Source organism: Streptomyces sp. NPDC053673 (genome assembly GCF_055585225.1).
In genome coordinates, this window is sequence record NZ_JBVJKN010000058.1 from 13195 (window position 1) to 31727 (window position 18533).

General features: G+C 72.2%; 16 protein-coding genes and 1 riboswitch. Of the genes, 7 read left to right on the forward strand and 9 right to left on the reverse strand.

Going from position 1 to position 18533, the window contains the following annotated elements:
* The 3 genes from ACZ6ZQ_RS37315 to ACZ6ZQ_RS37325 all read right to left on the reverse strand — a co-directional run.
* Nucleotides 1–631 (reverse strand): chaplin (locus ACZ6ZQ_RS37315; protein ID WP_469772984.1); only part of this gene is annotated, 631 nt, incomplete at its 3' end.
* A gap of 108 nt (nucleotides 632–739) precedes the next feature.
* On the reverse strand, nucleotides 740–997 hold the full coding sequence (locus ACZ6ZQ_RS37320) for a chaplin (protein ID WP_469772985.1): 258 nt from the start codon (nucleotides 995–997) through the stop codon (nucleotides 740–742).
* 149 nt (nucleotides 998–1146) lie between these two features.
* Nucleotides 1147–1557: a rodlin gene (locus ACZ6ZQ_RS37325; RefSeq protein WP_469772997.1), complete on the reverse strand. Its 411-nt coding sequence runs from the start codon at nucleotides 1555–1557 to the stop codon at nucleotides 1147–1149.
* Between the two features lie 287 nt (nucleotides 1558–1844).
* Here ACZ6ZQ_RS37325 and ACZ6ZQ_RS37330 point away from each other — a divergent pair, with 287 nt between their 5' ends.
* Nucleotides 1845–2255, forward strand: a complete 411-nt coding sequence (locus ACZ6ZQ_RS37330; protein WP_469772986.1) for a rodlin — start codon at nucleotides 1845–1847, stop codon at nucleotides 2253–2255.
* Between the two features lie 549 nt (nucleotides 2256–2804).
* Nucleotides 2805–3215, forward strand: coding sequence for a rodlin (locus ACZ6ZQ_RS37335; protein ID WP_469772987.1), 411 nt, complete (start codon nucleotides 2805–2807; stop codon nucleotides 3213–3215).
* Nucleotides 3216–3316: 101 nt separating this feature from the next.
* Here ACZ6ZQ_RS37335 and ACZ6ZQ_RS37340 read toward each other — a convergent pair whose 3' ends face one another.
* From ACZ6ZQ_RS37340 to cobN, 3 genes are all read right to left on the reverse strand, one after another.
* Nucleotides 3317–4504: a methyltransferase gene (locus tag ACZ6ZQ_RS37340; RefSeq protein ID WP_469772988.1), complete on the reverse strand. Its 1188-nt coding sequence runs from the start codon at nucleotides 4502–4504 to the stop codon at nucleotides 3317–3319.
* 12 nt (nucleotides 4505–4516) lie between these two features.
* Nucleotides 4517–5059: a DM13 domain-containing protein gene (locus ACZ6ZQ_RS37345; protein WP_469772989.1), complete on the reverse strand. Its 543-nt coding sequence runs from the start codon at nucleotides 5057–5059 to the stop codon at nucleotides 4517–4519.
* Nucleotides 5060–5318: 259 nt separating this feature from the next.
* On the reverse strand, nucleotides 5319–8957 hold the full coding sequence (gene cobN, locus ACZ6ZQ_RS37350; RefSeq protein ID WP_469772990.1) for a cobaltochelatase subunit CobN: 3639 nt from the start codon (nucleotides 8955–8957) through the stop codon (nucleotides 5319–5321).
* A gap of 37 nt (nucleotides 8958–8994) precedes the next feature.
* A riboswitch (cobalamin riboswitch) is annotated at nucleotides 8995–9128 on the reverse strand.
* 44 nt (nucleotides 9129–9172) lie between these two features.
* Between cobN and ACZ6ZQ_RS37355 the strand changes: the two genes are divergently transcribed.
* From ACZ6ZQ_RS37355 to ACZ6ZQ_RS37365, 3 genes are read left to right on the forward strand one after another with little or no spacing between them, the layout of a single operon-like run.
* Complete coding sequence (locus tag ACZ6ZQ_RS37355; protein WP_469772991.1) at nucleotides 9173–10570, forward strand: cobalamin biosynthesis protein CobG; 1398 nt, start codon at nucleotides 9173–9175, stop codon at nucleotides 10568–10570.
* A complete protein-coding gene (locus ACZ6ZQ_RS37360) occupies nucleotides 10567–11208 on the forward strand; it encodes a precorrin-8X methylmutase (protein ID WP_453662118.1) in 642 nt (213 codons plus the stop codon). Before ACZ6ZQ_RS37355 ends, ACZ6ZQ_RS37360 begins: the two co-directional genes overlap by 4 nt.
* A 5-nt stretch (nucleotides 11209–11213) precedes the next feature.
* A complete protein-coding gene (locus ACZ6ZQ_RS37365) occupies nucleotides 11214–12713 on the forward strand; it encodes a precorrin-2 C(20)-methyltransferase (RefSeq protein ID WP_469772998.1) in 1500 nt (499 codons plus the stop codon).
* Nucleotides 12714–13107: 394 nt separating this feature from the next.
* On the opposite strand, the gene ACZ6ZQ_RS37370 is transcribed toward ACZ6ZQ_RS37365, so the two are convergent.
* Complete coding sequence (locus ACZ6ZQ_RS37370) at nucleotides 13108–14463, reverse strand: flavin monoamine oxidase family protein (RefSeq protein WP_469772992.1); 1356 nt, start codon at nucleotides 14461–14463, stop codon at nucleotides 13108–13110.
* Nucleotides 14464–14683: 220 nt separating this feature from the next.
* Nucleotides 14684–15811: a cobalt-precorrin-5B (C(1))-methyltransferase gene (locus tag ACZ6ZQ_RS37375; protein ID WP_469772993.1), complete on the reverse strand. Its 1128-nt coding sequence runs from the start codon at nucleotides 15809–15811 to the stop codon at nucleotides 14684–14686.
* A gap of 12 nt (nucleotides 15812–15823) precedes the next feature.
* Between ACZ6ZQ_RS37375 and ACZ6ZQ_RS37380 the strand changes: the two genes are divergently transcribed.
* A complete protein-coding gene (locus ACZ6ZQ_RS37380) occupies nucleotides 15824–16558 on the forward strand; it encodes a cobalt-precorrin-6A reductase (protein ID WP_469772994.1) in 735 nt (244 codons plus the stop codon).
* 16 nt (nucleotides 16559–16574) lie between these two features.
* Here the strand turns inward: ACZ6ZQ_RS37380 and ACZ6ZQ_RS37385 are convergent, their stop codons facing one another.
* Nucleotides 16575–17492, reverse strand: coding sequence for an oxidoreductase (locus ACZ6ZQ_RS37385; RefSeq protein WP_469772995.1), 918 nt, complete (start codon nucleotides 17490–17492; stop codon nucleotides 16575–16577).
* A 100-nt stretch (nucleotides 17493–17592) separates the two neighbouring features.
* Between ACZ6ZQ_RS37385 and ACZ6ZQ_RS37390 the strand changes: the two genes are divergently transcribed.
* Entirely contained in the window at nucleotides 17593–18186 is a 594-nt protein-coding gene (locus ACZ6ZQ_RS37390) for a TetR/AcrR family transcriptional regulator (protein ID WP_469772996.1), read from the forward strand.
* Nucleotides 18187–18533: the final 347 nt, after the last annotated feature.

The window sequence follows — 18533 nt, forward strand, 5'->3', positions numbered from 1 at the left end:
GCGTCGTCGGCGTGTCCGGAGTCGTCGGCGTGTCCGGGGTGTCCGGCGTCGTCGGGGTATCCGGCGTCGTCGGCGTGTCCGGAGTCGTCGGCGTGTCCGGGGTGTCCGGCGTCGTCGGGGTATCCGGCGTCGTCGGCGTGTCCGGAGTCGTCGGCGTGTCAGGCGTGTCAGGCGTCGTCGGCGGCTCCACCTCGCCGGGGGCGCAGTTGTTGCCGAGAGCCGGGTTGAGCAGGCCAACCACGTCGACGGTGTTCCCGCAGACGTTGACCGGGACGCTCACCGGGGCCTGGACGGCATTGCCGGAGACGACACCCGGTGACCCCACGGCCGAACCCACGGCGGTGGCACCGGACCCGACTCCCGCCGTTTCGTCCGCGTCGGCACCGAGACCGGCACCGGCACAGCTGTTGCCGAACGCCGGATTGAGCACCCCGATGACGTTCAGGGAATTGCCACACACATTGACCGGCACGTCCACGGGTGCCTGGAGGTTGTTTCCCGACAGTGCGCCGGGGGAGCCCGCGGCCTCCGCTTCGGCCTGGGAGTCGGCACTGGCGTACACACTGCTCAGGGACAGAATACTTGTGGCCGCCGCGGCCGTCAGAATTCCCTTGCTGATGACCTGTCGCATCTCTTGTTCTTCCCGCTTTCGCTTCGCGAGCCGGTCCTGGGGGTACCGGGCGGCACCCCCAGGACCGGCGGAAAACGACCCTTCAGGGCTGTATGCGAGGACTGACGGTCAGTCACTCACACAGACGTTGCCGAACGCAGGGTTCAGCAGGCCAATGAGGTCGATGGAGTTGCCGCACACATTGGCCGGAACGTGCACGGGGACCTGGATAAGATTCCCGGACAGCACTCCCGGCGAGCCGGCTACGACGCCGGTCGCCCCGGTGTCCGCGAGGGCGGGCGAGGCCATGCCCATGGCCATCACCAGCCCCGCCAGCACCGTCGTGGTCTTCAACTTCATCTCGGATTCCTTCTGTTCGGCGGTCATGTAGGCGTCATGGCAATGCACCAGGCAATGCCACTGACGCCGTACCAACGAGCCGTGCCCCGCCGAAGAAACCCTTTGGACATTCAGACTCCGCGCATTCACTCGGATGCCCGGCAGACCACTCCCAGGAATCGGGGTGAAAACTGAACTCAGCCGTTGTTCTGGCCGTTGCTGGACAGCACCGGGATGTCGTCCAGGATGTGCGAGAGCGCCTCGTCGCCCTTGGCCTGCGTCGAGTTCTCCGAGCACTGCTGGCTCTGCGGGCTGGCGAGGACGTTGACGTCCTGGACGCCGACCGGCACGAGACCGATCAGCGAACCGGCGTTGGCCTTGGCGGGCAGGGCGATGCAGGGCTTGTTCAGCGAACCCTGGACGAGCGACAACTGGGGGCTCATGGCGCCGTACGTGGCCGAGTTCCCGAACACCTGAGAGGCGCCGACGCCGCTGGCGGTCGTGGTGCCCGTGTCGTTGCCGGTGGCCAGAGCCTGGGGCGCGGCTGCGGCCGAGGCACCGATTACGGAGGCCGTGATGGCCGCCGTGGCCATCACCTTCTTGATCATCACTTGCTTGCCTTTCTGCAGGAACACTCGAGCTCGTCTGCGCACCGACTCAAACTGAGTGGCAATCGTTTGGTTTCGGAACTTCACCCGAACAGCCCTCATCGCACCGCTGTCAGATCGAGAAAACCGGCTGGATCGGCAAAGAGAATTCCGAGCGGCCGTAGCCACGTTCCCCACCGCCCTTTGGAGTGAAGCGGAAGAACCAACTCCGTAGGGTCCGAGTTGGTCAGGAGGCTCCGGGAACGGGCTCTCTCGGTCCTCTCTCACCTCCCAGAAAGGGATCAGTCGTGATCAAGAAGGCTATGGCGGCTGCCGCCGTCACCGCGTCCATCGTCGGCGCCTCGGCCGCGGCGGCTCCGCAGGCCCTGGCCATCGGCAACGACACGGGCACCACGACCGCCAGCGGCGTCGGCGCGTCGCAGATGTTCGGGAACTCGGCCACGTACGGCGCCATGAGCCCGCAGATGGCGCTCATCCAGGGTTCGCTGAACAAGCCCTGCATCGCCCTGCCCGCCAAGGCCAGCGCGGGTTCCCTCGTGGGCCTCGTGCCGGTCGGCGTCCAGGACATCAACGTCCTCGCCAGCCCGCAGAGCCAGCAGTGCTCGGAGAACTCGACGCAGGCCAAGGGCGACGAGGCGCTCTCGCACATCCTGGACGACATCCCGGTGCTCTCCGGCAACGGCCAGAACAACGGCTGACCGTCCCCGTACGCCCCGGGCCGGGCCGTCGCGGTACTCCGCGGCGGCCCGGCCCGTGTGCTGTCACCGCCCGCGTGCAGTCACGGCCCCCTGCTGCCGCGCCAGTGCGGCGTCGTGCGGAGCGCGTTACCACCTCGGCCAGGACCAGGAGACGAGAGCCTCCCATTCATGGTCCACGACGCCGGGGAGGGTTCGGCCCTGGGAGGACCAGCTGGCCATCAGGGACGCGTAGATCGGCTCTGCCGAACGGTCAACGGCCGACCGGACCGCCCGCCTCCCCCGGCTCGTCGGCTCTGTGCGGCTTCCCGGCTCCTTGCGGCTCGCCGGAATCAGCCCCTGCCGTTCCCAACGGCCCTTGTGCTCCGCCATGCCCCCAATATCCCGTACCGCCCACCTTCCTGGCGGGCGAAAGGACCGAACGCTCCGGGCGGCGCGCCTCGCGCTCCGCTGTTCGGGTCACAGACCGCAACCGGGGCGCGGACGACGGTGTTGACCAACGCGTCACTTCATCGATGGAGTGCGCATCCTGAAGGCTCGAAGGGAATCATCATGAAGAAGCTGTGGGCAGCAGCGGCCGTGACCGCGTCTGTGGCCGGAGTCTCGCTGGCTGCCGCCGCGCCGCAGGCACTCGCCATCGGCAACGACAACGGCACCACGTCGCTGAGTGGCAACGAGGCCGTGCAGTCGTTCGGCAACTCGGCGACGTACGGCGAGCAGAGCCCGCAGCTTTCGCTCGTCCAGGGTTCGCTGAACAAGCCCTGCGTCGGCCTGCCGGCCAAGGCCAGCGCGGGTTCCCTCGTGGGCCTCGTGCCGGTCGCCGTCCAGGACGCCAACGTCCTGTCGAACCCGCAGAACCAGCAGTGCTCGGAGAACTCGACGCAGGCCAAGGGCGACGAGCCGCTGTCGCACGTCCTGGACGGCATCCCGGTGCTGTCCGGCAACGGCGTCAACAACCACTGAGCCCGGCCACCACGGCCGGCAGAGGGCCCGGCTCGACGGACGCTCGTCGAGCCGGGCCCGTTTTCGTGCCGTGACGAGAGAGCGTACGGATCGGAAGCGGCTCAGGTCTGTTTCACGGCCCGCAGGACGACGAACTTCGGATTGCTCGCGACCGTCTCGCAGTTGCCGAAGAGGCGGCGGAGCCTGACGTGGTAGCCGAGGTGGCGGTTGCCGATCACCCACAGCTCACCGCCGGGGCGCAGCGCGGCGCGTGACCCGGTGAACATGCGCCAGGAGACGCTGTCGGTCAGGGCGCGGTGGGTATGGAACGGCGGATTGTTCAGCACCAGGTCGACCGACTCGCGCTCCACGCCCGACAGCGCGTCGCCGACCAGGAACTCGGCCCGGCCGCCCGGTCCCGCGTTCGCCCCGAACGTCTCCTCGGCCGAGGCGACCGCCTGGAACGACTCGTCCGTGAACAGCACCTCCGCCTCGGGATTCGCGACCGCCATGGCCGTACCGACCACACCGTTTCCGCAGCCCAGGTCCACGACGCGGACTCTGCCGCGGCTGCGCGGCAGATGCTGCAGGAAGAAGCGGGTGCCGATGTCGAGGCGCTCGGCGCAGAAGATGCCCGCGTGGTTGGTGACGGGCCGCCCCGACATCACCCCGATGTCCGTAGGCAGGTCGTAGCCGCGCGGCCAGGACTCCCCCGCACTGGATCCGGACTCCGTACGGGCCGGGTCCGGGACGGAGAAGATCAGCCGGGCCTTCTTCGCGGCCAGCGAGGTCCGGGTCGGGCCGATGATCCGCTCGAACAGCTTCAGCGTGGAGGTGTGGATCTCCGTCACCATGCCCGTACCGACGACGAGGGTGCCGCGGTGGACGTGCGGGGCGAGCCGCTGCAGCTGGTCCTCCAGCAGCGCGAGGCTCTTGGGGACCCGGACCAGCAGGACGTCGATACGGTCCGGGGGCGTGTCCCGGGTCGACAGCAGCCGGACGCCCGCCGCCTCACCGGGGCGGTTGCGGGCGAGGTTGGCGCGGGTCGCCTGCTGGGTCAGATACGAGTCGGTGATCTGTACGGGCCGGTGCGCGGCGAGCGCGGTGACCAGGGCGCCCCAGCGGTCGCCCAGGACGACGACGGTGCCGGACAGGTCCGCGGGCCTCACGTCGTCCTCGGGGCCCGTCTCGCCCGCGAGGTGGCGCAGCAGGTACTCGTCGGACGCGTCCCAGGCCCTGAGCTGGTCACGGGGGTCCTCGGGGAAGCGGGTGAGCCCGAGGTCGCCCCATGACGTGGTGAAAATGTTCATCGTCCTCTCAGGCTACGCGGCCGCCTTCGAGAGCTCCGCCGCGCCGAACGAGACGTCGAAGCGGTCGCACCAGATGCTGACGCTGGAGTACTTGCTCAGATCGACGTCGGCCGGCAGTGCGTAGTTCTGGTCGCCCTTGTTGCCCTTGAGCTTGCCGAGGCTGACGTGCGCGCCGTCGTCGAAGACCCGCCAGCCCGCCGCGCCCTCCTTCACGGGCGCGTCGGTCAGCCAGACCCGGAGGTCCGGGCCGCTGCTGGTGTCCAGGCCCTCCAGCCGCAGGACGCGGGAGCCGTCGGCGAGCTCGACGATCCTGACCGTGCCCTTGGTGGCGTGCTCATGACTGATGAACGTCCCCGTGGCGAGGGTCCTGGGCGCGGTGGGGGCGGACGGCTCGCCGGGCGCGGACGGGGCCACCGCCGCGGGAAGATCCTCGCGTACGGTCTCGTCCACCCACAGCTTCCACGGCTGGAACCAGTACAGCCCGGCCGCGACCACCACCGCGACGACCGCGAGGCCGATCACGATCACGGGCTTCCGTAGCACTGAAATGTTCATGAGGCCCATTGAAGCGGGCCAAAGGTCCCTGTGGACCACCTCACGTGGTGACGGAAGTCTTACGTCGAGCGAATTCCCCCGGCCGCTGCGCCACCGGAGTCCCGGCGGCGCGCGGGCGCGCCGCCGTCACGTCGTCGTCCATGCCCGGCACGCTAGTGCCGCGACAGGGCAAAGCTTGCCGGGAGCGGCACTAGGTCCTGTCCGGGCGATCAAGGCGCGGGCCGTCCTGCCGATTCCCGTGGGGCGAAAGGCAGTTGCCTCAGTCGTCGCCACCCTCCAGGTCGCCCTCCGTCTCCAGGAGGACCTCGCGCAGCGCCGCGATGACCGCCGGATCGGGCTTCTCCCACATGCCGCGGGACTCCGCCTCCAGCAGGCGCTCCGCGATGCCGTGCAGGGCCCAGGGGTTCGCCTGCTGAAGGAATTCGCGGTTCTCCGGGTCCAGGACGTAGGCCTCGGTGAGCTTGTCGTACATCCAGTCGGCGACCACACCGGTCGTGGCGTCGTAGCCGAACAAGTAGTCCACGGTCGCGGCGAGTTCGAAGGCCCCCTTGTAACCGTGGCGGCGCATCGCCTCGATCCACTTGGGGTTGACGACGCGGGCGCGGAAGACCCGGGAGGTCTCCTCGACGAGGGTGCGGGTGCGGACCGTCTCGGGGCGGGTCGAGTCGCCGATGTAGGCCTCGGGGGCGGTGCCGCGGAGCGCACGGACGGTGGCGACCATGCCGCCGTGGTACTGGAAGTAGTCGTCGGAGTCGGCGATGTCGTGCTCGCGGGTGTCGGTGTTCTTCGCGGCGACCGCGATCCGCTTGTACGCCGTCTCCATCTCGTCACGGGCGGGGCGGCCTTCGAGGCCGCGGCCGTACGCGTACCCGCCCCACACCGTGTACACCTCGGCGAGGTCGGCATCGGTGCGCCAGTCGCGGGAGTCGATCAGCTGGAGCAGACCGGCGCCGTACGTGCCCGGACGGGAGCCGAAGATACGGGTGGTGGCGCGGCGTTCGTCGCCGTGCTCGGCCAGGTCCGCCTGGGCGTGCGCCCGTACGTAGTTGACGTCGGCGGGCTCGTCGAGCGAGGCGGCGAGCCGTACGGCGTCGTCCAGCAGGCCGATGACGTGCGGGAACGCGTCCCGGAAGAAGCCGGAGATACGCAGAGTGACGTCGATGCGCGGGCGGCCCAGTTCCTCGGCCGGGACGGGCTCCAGGCCGGTGACGCGGCGGGACGCCTCGTCCCAGACGGGGCGGATGCCGAGCAGCGCGAGGGCCTCGGCGACATCGTCGCCGGCGGTGCGCATCGCGCTCGTACCCCACAGGGACAGGCCGACGGAGGTGGGCCACTCGCCGTTGTCGGTGCGGTAGCGCGTGAGCAGCGACTCGGCGAGAGCCTGGCCGGTCTCCCAGGCGAGTCGGGACGGCACGGCCTTGGGGTCGACCGAGTAGAAGTTGCGGCCGGTCGGCAGGACGTTGACGAGGCCGCGCAGCGGCGAACCGGACGGTCCTGCCGGGACGAAGCCGCCGTTCAGCGCGTGGACGGCGTGGTCGAGCTCGTCGGTGGTGGCGGCGAGGCGCGGGACGACCTGACGGGCGGCGAAGTCGAGGATGTCGGCGACGGCCTGTCCATACCCCCCCGACGCGGAGGTCACGGAGGCGACGGCGGCCGGGTCCCAGTCGGCCTCCTCCATCGCCTCGACCAGCGCGCGGGCCGCGGCCTCCGCCTCGTCGGCGGTGGTGCGGGTGGCGGCGGACTCGTCGAGGCCGAGGGCTTCACGCAGTCCGGGCAGGGCGGTCGTACCGCCCCAGATCTGCCGGGCGCGGAGGATGGACAGAACGAGATTGACGCGCTCGGGTCCGGTCGGCGCACCGCCGAGCACATGCAGACCGTCGCGGATCTGGGCGTCCTTGACCTCGCAGAGCCAGCCGTCGACGTGGAGCAGGAAGTCGTCGAAGCCGTCGTCGTCGGGCCGGTCGTCCAGCCCCAGGTCGTGGTCGAGCTTCGCGGCCTGGATCAGGGTCCAGATCTGGGCGCGGATGGCAGGGAGCTTCGCCGGGTCCATCGACGAGATCTGCGCGTACTCGTCGAGCAGCTGCTCCAGGCGCGCGATGTCGCCGTAGGAGTCGGCGCGGGTCATCGGCGGGACGAGATGGTCGATGAGGGTGGCGTGCACGCGGCGCTTGGCCTGGGTGCCCTCACCCGGGTCGTTGACCAGGAACGGGTAGACGAGCGGCAGGTCGCCGAGCGCCGCGTCGGGGGCACAGGCGGCGGACAGGCCCGCGTTCTTGCCGGGCAGCCACTCCAGGTTGCCGTGCTTGCCGAGGTGGATCATCGCGTCGGCGCCGAAACCGCCGTCGTCCTGCCGGGCCGCGATCCAGCGGTAGGCGGCGAGGTAGTGGTGCGAGGGCGGCAGATCGGGGTCGTGGTAGATCGCGATCGGGTTCTCGCCGAAGCCGCGCGGCGGCTGGATGACGACGAGGAGATTGCCGCGGCGCAGGGCGGCCAGCACGATGTCGCCCTCGGGATTGCGGGAGCGGTCCAGGAACATCTCGCCGGGCGCCGGGCCCCAGTGCTCCTCGACGTGCTCGCGCAGTTCCTGCGGCAGGGTCGCGTACCAGCGCTTGTAGTCGGCGGCCGGGATACGGACCGGATTGCGGGCGAGCTGCTCCTCGGTGAGCCAGTCCTGGTCGTGGCCGCCCGCCTCGATGAGCGCGTAGATCAGCTCGTCGCCGTCGCCGGACGCGAGGCCGGGGATCTCCTCCGTACCGAAGTCGTAGCCCTCCGCCCGGAGCCGGCGCAGCAGCGAGACCGCGGAGGCGGGGGTGTCGAGGCCGACGGCGTTGCCGATGCGGGAGTGCTTCGTCGGGTACGCGGACAGGACGAGGGCGAGCCGCTTCTCGGCGTTCGGGATGTGGCGCAGACGGGCGTGGCGTACGGCGATCCCGGCGACGCGGGCGGCGCGCTCGGGGTCGGGGACATAGGCCGGGAGGCCGTCCTCGTCGATCTCCTTGAAGGAGAACGGGACGGTGATGAGGCGGCCGTCGAACTCCGGGACCGCGACCTGGCTGGCGGCGTCCAACGGGGACAGGCCCTCGTCGTTCTCCTCCCAGCTGCTGCGCGACCCGGTCAGGCACAGCGCCTGCAGGACGGGCACGTCGAGCGCGGCGAGCGCGCCCGCGTCCCAGGACTCGTCGTCACCGCCGGCCTGTGCCTCGGCGGGCCTGGTGCCGCCGGCGGCGAGGACGGTCGTGACGATGGCGTCGGCGCCGCGGAGCTGTTCGAGGAGCTCCGGCTCGGGGGCGCGCAGCGATGCCACGTAGAGGGGGAGGGCCCGGCCGCCCGCGTCCTCGACGGCGTCGCAGAGGGCACCGACGAAGGCGGTGTTCCCGCTCATGTGGTGGGCGCGGTAGTAGAGCACGGCGATGGTGGGGCCGGTGGGGCCGGTGGTGCTCTTCGCCTCACGGTCCAGGTGGCCCCAGGTCGGCGCCGGGGCCGGGGGCTCGAAGCCATGACCGGTGAGCAGGACCGTGTCCGACAGGAAACGGGCGAGCTGCTCCAGATTGTCCGGACCGCCGTGCGCGAGGTAGGCGTGCGCCTCGGCGGCGATCCCGACCGGGACGGTGGAGGCCTCCATCAGCTGGGCGTCGGGGGCCTGTTCGCCGGTGAGGACGACCACGGGCCGGTCCTGGGCCAGCAGCTGGTCCAGACCCTCCTGCCAGGCGCGGATACCGCCGAGGAGCCGTACGACGACGAGGTCGGTGCCGTCGAGGAGCGCCGGCAGCTCGTCGAGCGGGAGCCGGGAGGGATTGGCCAAGCGGTACGCCACCGGGCCGTCGTTGCCGTCGGCCGCGCGGGCGCTGAGCAGGTCGGTGTCAGAAGTCGACAGCAGCAGGATCGTCGCGTGCGTCATCGCGTGCGCAGGCCTTCCTCGGGGTGTCCGCGCCCCGGGTGGTCGTAGGACGGCGGGAGTTCCTGACTCGCCGGGTCCCGAGGGCCCGGCTCACAGTGGCGGGACCGCGCCGGATTCTCACCGGGCTTCCTCCCCAGGGCCCTGGGACCCCTTGCCTTTCTGCATAGTAGAGGCTGGCCCTTGCCGACAGGGCGGCCACCTGGAATGACGTAGGTATGCTCGCCGCCATGCCGCCCACACCGCCAACACCCCCGGACCGGGACGAACCCCGCATTCGGGACCGGGGAGACGCATGCCCGGGCGCGCTGCGGCTGCACGCGGCGGACGACGGGCAGCTGGCCCGACTCCGGTTGCCCGCAGGCGTCTTGACGCCTCGTCAGGTCGAAGCCCTGGCCGATGCTGCGGAGCGGCTCGGTGACGGGGCGCTGAGCATCACCTCCCGTGGGAACGCGGAACTGCGCGGCCTCGGCGAGGGGTGCGGGGCGCAGCTCGCGGGAGTGCTCCGGGAGGCCGGACTGTTGCCCTCGGACACGCACGAGCGGGTACGCAACGTGCTGGCCTCACCGCTCGCCGGACTCGACGGACTCGGTTACGGCGACGTCCAGTTGTGGGCGCGCGAACTGGACGTGCTGCTGTGCGCGAGCGACGGGGCGGCCGGGCTGTCCGGGCGGTTCCTGTTCGCCCTGGACGACGGGCGCGGGGACGTGGCGGGCCTCGGTGCGGATGTGACCTTGCTCGCAGAGACGGGCGGCTCGGCGCTCGTACGCGTCGGGGACCAGGCGTTTCGCATCCGCGCTGCCGATGCCCCGCGCGCGGCCCTCGCCGCCGCGGAAGCCTTCCTCGCGGCGGCGGTCGCGGCGGGCACGGGGGCGTGGCGGGTGCGGGAGCTGCCCGGTGGGCAGGACATTGCCGTGGGGGCGCATCTGGAACGGGCGGGCGTCGCCGCGGAAGCTTTCCCCGCTCCGCCCCTTCCCGGCTGTGTCGATGTGCGGCTCCGCCACGTGGGGAGCAAGCCCCCGGACCCCCGTACGGCCTTCGGCCGTGAGGCGGAACCCGTGCCCGGGGTCGTAGAAGGGCCCGGCGGCTGGGCCCTCTCCGTCGCCGCCCCGCTCGGACGGCTCACCGTCGCGCAGGTCCGCGCGCTGCTCCCCGCGCCCGCGGACGAGGTACGGCTCACGCCGTGGCGCGGAGTCGTCGTGCCCGGGTTCGCCGACCGCGCGGCGGCCGAGGCGCGGCTCGCGCAGCTCGGCGAGGCCGGGCTGATCACCGGCGCCGACTCCCCCTGGTACGGCGTCGGCGCCTGCACCGGCCGGCCCGGATGCGCCAAGTCGCTGGCCGACGTGCGGACCGACGCGGCACCCGGCCGGGGCGGCCTGCCCGTGTACTGGTCCGGCTGCGAGCGGCGGTGCGGACATCCGCACGGGGAGTACGTGGACGTCCTGGCCACGGCGGACGGCACGTACCGGGTGACCGTGCTCGGCGCCGGCGTACCGGTCGGCGGGCCGACCGACGTACCGACAGACCGGGGGCTGGCCGACGCTGTCGCGGTGGCACGGGCCACGCCCCTCCCGACGACCGTCCCGACGACCGCCACGAAGACCGTCACGAGATGAGCGAGAGCACAGTGTTCGACTACGAGAAGGACGGCGCGGAGATCTACCGCCAGTCCTTTGCCACGATCCGCGCCGAGGCCGATCTCGCCGCGCTGCCCGCCGACGTCAGCCAGGTCGCCGTGCGGATGATCCACGCCTGCGGCATGACCGACCTCGTCCGCGATCTCGCCTACTCGCCCGGCGTGGTGGCCCGCGCACGCGCGGCCCTACGTGCCGGCGCACCCATCCTCTGCGACGCCCAGATGGTCGCCAGCGGTGTCACCCGCAAGCGGCTGCCCGCGGACAACGACGTGATATGCACGCTCTCCGACCCGTCCGTGCCCGCGCTCGCCGCCGAACTCGGTACGACGCGCAGCGCGGCCGCGCTGGAGCTGTGGCGCGACCGTCTCGACGGCGCGGTCGTCGCCGTGGGTAACGCGCCCACCGCGCTCTTCCGGCTCCTGGAGATGATCGAGGAGGGCGCGCCCCGCCCGGCCGCCGTCATCGGCGTGCCGGTCGGATTCATCGGCGCGGCCGAGTCCAAGGACGCGCTCGCCGTGCACGGTTCGGGCCTGGAGCACCTGGTGGTGCGCGGGCGGCGCGGCGGCAGCGCCATGGCCGCGGCAGCGATCAACGCGATAGCGAGTGAGGCGGAGTGAGCGACGTGACCGGGAAGCTCTACGGCGTCGGGCTGGGGCCCGGCGATCCGTCGTTGATGACCCTGCGCGCGGTGGAGGTCATCGCCGAGGCGGACGTCGTGGCGTACCACAGCGCCAGGCACGGCCGTTCCATCGCGCGCTCGATCGTGGCGAAGCACCTGCGCTCCGACCACATCGAAGAGCGGCTGATGTACCCGGTCACGGTCGAGACCACCGATCACCCCGGCGGCTACCGCGGCGCGCTCAACGACTTCTACGAGGAGGCCGCGGAGCGGCTCGCGGCGCATCTCGACGCGGGGCGGACCGTGGCCGTGCTCGCGGAGGGCGACCCGCTCTTCTACGGCTCGTACCAGCACATGCACAAGCGGCTGGCCCACCGGTACCCGACCGAGGTGATCCCCGGGGTCACGTCGGTCAGCGCGGCCGCGGCCCGGCTCGGACAGCCGCTCGTGGAGGCCGAGGAGGTGCTGACGATCATCCCGGGCACGCTGCCCGAGGAGGAGCTGACGGCCCGTCTCGCCTCGACCGACTCCGCGGTGGTGATGAAGCTGGGGCGGACCTTCCCGGCGGTGCGCCGGGCGCTGGAGCGCGCGGGGCGGCTGGACGACGCGCGGTACGTGGAGCGGGCGACGATGCCGGGCGAGCGTACGGAGCCGCTGGCCGAGGTGGATCCGGAGTCCGTGCCGTACTTCTCGGTGGCGGTGCTGCCGAGCCGTGTCGACGAGGTGCGGCCAAAGACGCGTCCGCAGGGCGAGGTCGTCGTGGTGGGCACCGGCCCGGCGGGTCCGCTGTGGCTGACGCCCGAGACGCGAGGGGCGCTCGCCTCCGCCGACGACCTGGTCGGCTACACGACGTACCTGGACCGGGTGCCGGTACGGCCCGGCCAGCGGCGGCACGGCTCCGACAACAAGGTGGAGTCGGAGCGCGCCGAGTTCGCGCTGGACCTCGCGCGGCGCGGGCGGCGGGTGGCGGTGGTCTCGGGCGGCGACCCGGGGGTCTTCGCGATGGCCACGGCGGTGCTGGAGGCCGCCTCCCAGGAGCCGTACGCGGACGTTCCCGTACGCGTCCTGCCGGGCGTCACAGCGGCGAACGCCGCGGCGGCGCGCGCGGGCGCCCCGCTCGGCCACGACTACGCGACGATCTCCCTCTCCGACCGGCTCAAGCCGTGGGAGGTCATCGCGGAGCGCCTGCGGGCCGCGGCCGCCGCGGATCTCGTACTGGCCCTGTACAACCCCGGCTCGCGCAGCCGCACCTGGCAGGTCGCCAAGGCCCGCGAACTGCTTCTGGAGCACCGCGCCCCCGACACCCCCGTCGTCGTCGCGCGTGACGTGGGCGGCCCGGAGGAGAGCGTACGGATCGTGCGCCTCGGCGAACTGGACCCGGCGGTGGTCGACATGAGGACGCTGCTGCTGGTCGGCTCCTCGCAGACCAGGACGGTCAGGAGGGGGTCGGGCGCCGGGGCCGGCGAGGAGATCGTCTGGACCCCGCGCACGTACCCCGGTTAGGGATCCGGCGGATCAGGCTGGATCAGCGAGTCGCAGGGCCTCGCGAACGAACCCAGCCAGTTCCGTGGCCGGAAAGGTTTGCCGGGAAGCTCGCGGCGTCCGGTGCATGAGGTCTCCCCCGGCCCGGGGGGCCGAGGGGACGCATCGCAAGGCTGAGCATCGCCCTCGTACTGGATGTACTTGGGTGACGCGACAACGCAGCGAGGTGCCGTGCAGGGCGTCGCGAGCCGGTGAACCTTTCCGGCCATGGCACTAGATCCGCGGGACAGGCCCTGGGCCCCTCCGGCCCTGAGCCTGTCCGGCACTTGGCCGGTCCGGCACTTGGCGCGGGCCCGCGCCCGTCGGCCCGGCCCTTCGTCGCGAGCGCGGGGCGGGGGTGCGGGCACGGGGCCGGTCAGTTCGCGGCCAGGACTTCGCGGGCGGCTCGTTCGCCGGAGCGCACCGCCCCCTCCATCAGTCCGTGCATCAGCGTCGCCGACTCCGTACCGGCCCAGTGGACCCGGCCCACGGGCTCGCGCAGCGCGCTGCCGTAGTTGGTCAGGGCGCCCGGCGGGAAATGGGCGACCATCCCGCCCAGCGACCACGGTTGGCCGGACCAGTCGGTCTCCAGGTACGCGGTGGGACGGCGTGCCTCCGCGCCGAAGCGCTCGGCGAGCGCGCCCAGAAAGACCGTCTGCCGCTCCTTGGGGTCCAGGCGACCCAGCCGGACGGCCCCGGGCCCGAACGCATAGCTGCTCAGCACTCCTGGCCGCCCCGAACGCGGGGTCTGGTCGATGGTGATCGGGAGGGGCGACTGGGGTGCGAGCGTCTGCCCCGACAGCCGCTGCCCCCTCCAGAACGGCTCGGGGTACTGCGTGAGCACCCGGATGATCGCCCCGGGCACCACCCGTTGCCGCAGGTGGCTGTGTGCGGCGGGCAGCGGCGGGTCGAAGGAGATCCGGCCCGCCAGCACGGGCGGAGTGGCCACGATCACCCGTCGTGCTCGTACGGCGAGCGCATCCGAGACGACCCGCACGTCGGTGGTGTTCTGCACGATCTGCCGGACGGGGCTGGACAGGTGGACCGCCGCGCCCAGGCGTTCGGCCATCCGCCGGGCGATTTCGGGGGCTCCGCCGTCCACGAGATGGGATTCCGTCTTCCGGGAGTCGGTGTAGTAGCCGAAGCCGCCTCCGCCACGCGCCAGAACGAGTGCGCCCAGCAGCGAGACTTCCGCCGGGTCGGCGCAGAACAGCAGATTCATCGTCGACCTGAGGAGGGTGTGGGCGGTGGCCGAGGGCACGTTGAGCGGATGGGAGAGCCACTGCCCGAGCGTCCGGGCGTCCCACTCCCGTGCGCGCCGGGCCTTCCAGGGGGCGTCCGCCGGGAGCCGCCGCGCCATCAGGTTCAGGCGAAGGAGCGCCAGTCCGAGTGCGGCGAGCGCGCCCGGGCCGGTGCTGGGGATGTTGCCCCGGTAACGGTGGTTGACGCCGTCGAGGCGCACGATGCGGTCGCCCTCGTCGTACTGCGGGTACACCTCGAGCCCCAGCTCCCGGCAGAGCTGGAACATCCGGTCCTGGCCCTTTCCCAGCCACGTCCCGCCCGCGGAGACCACGGTGCCGTCGGGCAGCTCCCGGTTCCAGACCCGGCCGCCCACCCGGTCCCTGGCCTCGAGCACCACGACTTCGCGCCCGGCCCGGGCGAGCTGTCCGGCAGCCGCCAGTCCCGCGAATCCGGCGCCCACGACACACACGTCCGCTGTCACCTGCTCCATGACCCACCTCCACGGAGCAGCCTCGCCCGCCGGGGCCGACCGCGCCCGGTGGGTGATCCGGCCGGGCGGGACGGGGGGTCCGTCCGGGTGGCCCGAGCGGGGACGGCGAGGCCGCGCCGTGCGCGGGCCGGCCTCGGAGGCCGATGAGTTCGTCCAGGCCCGCCTTGGTCTGTTCCGGGGTCACCCCGCGCTCGGCCGTCGGATGGTGGAAGACAGGCGGTCAGGGCCCCTTGGGCGACGAACGCCCGACGACCGTGCCCGCGCGGTCGATGCACACCACGTCCACCGTGACCGGCGCGCCCCGGAGCACTCCGAGCGCCTGGTCGCGGGCGGTCGCGGCCACGAGATCGCCCAGGGGCACGCCGCGGGCGGCGCACAACTGCAGGGCGGCAAGTCCGGTGTTGGCGACCGCGACCTCCGCCGCCAGCGCCTCGTCCGCCCCGCCCTCACGCGCCAGCTCCGCCAGGAAGCCCTTGTCCACCTGGGACCGGGCGGAGTGCAGATCGAGATGGCCGGCCGCCAGCTTCGACAGCTTCGCGAAGCCGCCGCAGACGGTGAGCCGCTCCACCGGGTGCCTGCGCACGTACTTGAGCACCGCGCCCGCGAAGTCGCCCATGTCGAGCAGGGCGTCCTCGGGGAGGTCGTACAGCGAGACGACGGTCTTCTCGGACGTCGAGCCCGTGCACCCGGCGACGTGCGTACGGCCCGCGGCCCGCGCCACGTCCACCCCCCGCCGGATCGAGTCGATCCACGCCGAGCACGAGTACGGGACGACGATCCCGGTCGTACCGAGGACGGACAGCCCGCCCAGGATGCCGAGGCGGGGGTTCCACGTGGAACGGGCTATCTCCTCGCCGTGGTCGACGGAGACGGTGATCTCGACGTCGCCGGCGGCGCGGTGGCGAGCCGCGACCTCGGCGATGTGGTCGCGCATCATCTGGCGCGGCACGGGGTTGATCGCGGGCTCGCCGACATCGAGCGGCAGCCCGGGCCGGGTGACCGTACCCACGCCCGGCCCCGCCCGGAACACGATCCCCGCCCCCGCCGGCAGGATCCGTACGGTCGCACGGACCAGCGCGCCGTGCGTGACGTCCGGGTCGTCGCCCGCGTCCTTGACGATGCCCGCCATGGCGTACCCGTCCGTCAGCTCCTCCGCGGCCAGCGCGAAGGCCGGGGTCTGCCCTTTCGGCAGCGTGATCGTCACCGGGTCCGGGAAGTCGCCGGTGAGCAGCGCGGTGTACGCGGCGGTCGTCGCCGCGGTCGCGCAGGCGCCGGTGGTCCATCCCGGCCGGAGGCCGGTGTGCTTGAGTTGGGCGCTGCGCCCGCCCGTGACCGCGGGCCCGCTCACGGAAGGTCCCCCATGCACATCCTCATCCTCGGCGGCACGACCGAGGCCCGAGCCCTGGCCGAGGCGCTGCACGCCCGCGGGGAGCGGGTGACGACCTCGCTCGCTGGCCGGGTCGCCACGCCGAGGCTGCCCCGGGGCGAGGTGCGGATCGGCGGCTTCGGCGGGCCGGAGGGGCTCGCCGCCTGGCTGCGCGGGCAGCGGGTGGATGTGCTCATCGACGCCACCCATCCTTTCGCCGGGACAATCAGTTTCAACGCGGCGCTCGCCGCGGACCAGGCCCATGTTCCCCTGCTGGCGTTGCGCCGGCCCGGGTGGGCCCCGGTTGAGGGCGACGACTGGCGCGTCGTCGACTCACTGCCGGCCGCGGCGCGGGCGCTGCCGGGCCTGGGCCGCCGGGTCTTCCTGACGACGGGCCGCATGGGCCTGGCGGCCTTCGCCGCCGTTGACGGGGCGTGGTTCCTGGTCCGCTCCGTGGACCCGCCCGAGCCCCCGCACCCGGCGCGGATGGAGGTCCTCCTCGACCGCGGCCCCTTCACCCTCGACGGCGAGCGGGACCTCCTGCACCGCCACGACATCCACGTCCTGGTGACCAAGGACAGCGGCGGCGCGGCGACGTCCCCCAAACTCACCGCCGCCCGCGAGGCGGGCATCCCGGTCGTGGTCGTCCGCCGCCCACCGGTCCCGGCGGGCGTGCCGGTGGCGACGACGCCGGAGGAGGCACTGCTGTGGGTGGCGGCACGAGCCTGACGCAGGACCGTGCCTTTCAGCCCCTCGCCACCGCGGCAGGCTCGGGGAAGGCGACGCCGGTCAGCTCCTCGGAGACGGTCCACAGGCGCCGCGCGGACGCCGCATCACTGGCCGCCGCCGAGCGGCCGACCAGGGTGGGGGCGCCGCGCATCTCGCCCAGGCCGTCGGGGCCGACGTAGCTCGCACCGGGCAGGTCCCCGACGGCGGCATACAGGGTGGGCAGCGCACCGGCCCGGTTGTCCTGGGCCACGAAACGGTTGCCCACCCGCATGACGGCGCGGCGCAGGGCACTGGCGTCGTGTCCCTGAAGGCTGGTGGCGGCCCAGCCGGGATGTGCCGCCAGGGCGCGTACGGGCGAGCCCGATTCGGCGAGCCGCCGCTGGAGCTCCAGCGTGAAGAGCAGATTGGCCAGTTTCGACTGGCTGTACGCCGTCATGGGGGCGTACTCGCCGGTCAGGTTGAGGTTCTCGAAGTGGATGCGCGGGCTGCCCGGCATCCGGTGCGCGCCGGACGACACGGTCACCACGCGGTCGGTGATGTGCGGCAGCAGCAGATTGGTCAGGGCGAAGTGGCCGAGGTGATTGGTGCCGAACTGCATCTCGAAGCCGTCCTTGGTCGCGGCTTCCGGGACGTTCATGACGCCGGCGTTGTTGACGAGCAGGTCCAGATCGCCGTGCCAGCCGGCGGCGAACTCGCGTACGGAGGCGAGGTCGGCCAGATCGAGCCGGCGCACCTCCACGCTCCCCCGCACGGTCGCGGCTGCGGCTTCGCCGCGCTGCGGGTCCCGCACGGCGAGCACCACGTGGGCCCCCGCGCCGGCGAGCGCCTCGACGGTGGCGATGCCGAGTCCGCTGTTGGCGCCGGTCACGACCGCGGTACGGCCGGTCTGGTCGGGGATGCGGGTGACGTTCCATTTGCTGGGTTCAGTAGCCATGCCTCTCAATGTAGACATCGCCAACAATGCTGTCAACGACAACAATAGTGACGGCGACAACAATGTTGGCGGCGGTTACATGCCGGATACACTGACGGCCATGAACGCCCGCCCTTACCACCACGGAGACCTCCGCGCCGCGCTGCTGACCCACGCCGAGGAGACGCTGCGGGAGAAGGGGCCGACAGCCCTGTCCCTCCGCGAGCTCGCCCGCGACCTGGGAGTCAGCCATGCCGCTCCGAGCCGCCACTTCAAGGACAAGCAGGCCCTTCTGGACGCGCTGGCGCTGACCGGCTTCGAGCGGCTCGCCGAGGTGCTCGCGGCGTCCCAGGAACGGGCAGGCGAGTCGTTCGCCGAGCGGCTGGACGCCACGGCCCGCGCCTACGTGGGCTTCGCCACGGCCAACGCCGAGCTGCTCGACCTGATGTATTCGATCAAACACAGCTCCGAGGCGTCGGAGGCACTGCGCACGGCGAGCCACCGCTGGGCCGAGCAGACCATCGAACTGATCGGCGAGGGCCAGCGCCGGGGCGAGGTCCGGCAGGGGCCGGTGGAACGCGTCGCCCTGCCGTTCTTCACGACGCTGCACGGCTACGCCAGCATGGCGGTGAGCGGCGTGCTGCCGCCGGAGATGACCGAGCACGGGCTGGACGACGTGGTCGCGTACATCCTGCGAGGGTGCGCGCCGGACTGAGGGCCACAGGTGACCCGCGTACACGTCGAGGTGGTGCATGCGCGGGCGGCGGGGGTGTCGGCCGTCGAGGACCTCGACCGGACAGGCCCTGAGCCCGGCCCCACGGACGGTTGGGGGCCCCGAACGCCCGCGGGACGCGAGGGAGTTCGAGGCTCAGGAGATGCGGGCGCGGCCCGGCACGTCCAGGGGTCAGGGCCTGTCGTTCGGATCAGGCCGGCAGCGACATCTGCGGCTACCGCCGCGGGGCGAGCAGGGTCTGGCGCGTGCAGATGCAAGGCGGAGGAGGGAGCCACTGCGGTGGGGGCACCTCCCGTGCCCGAAGGGCTACGGGGGACATTGGCGACTGA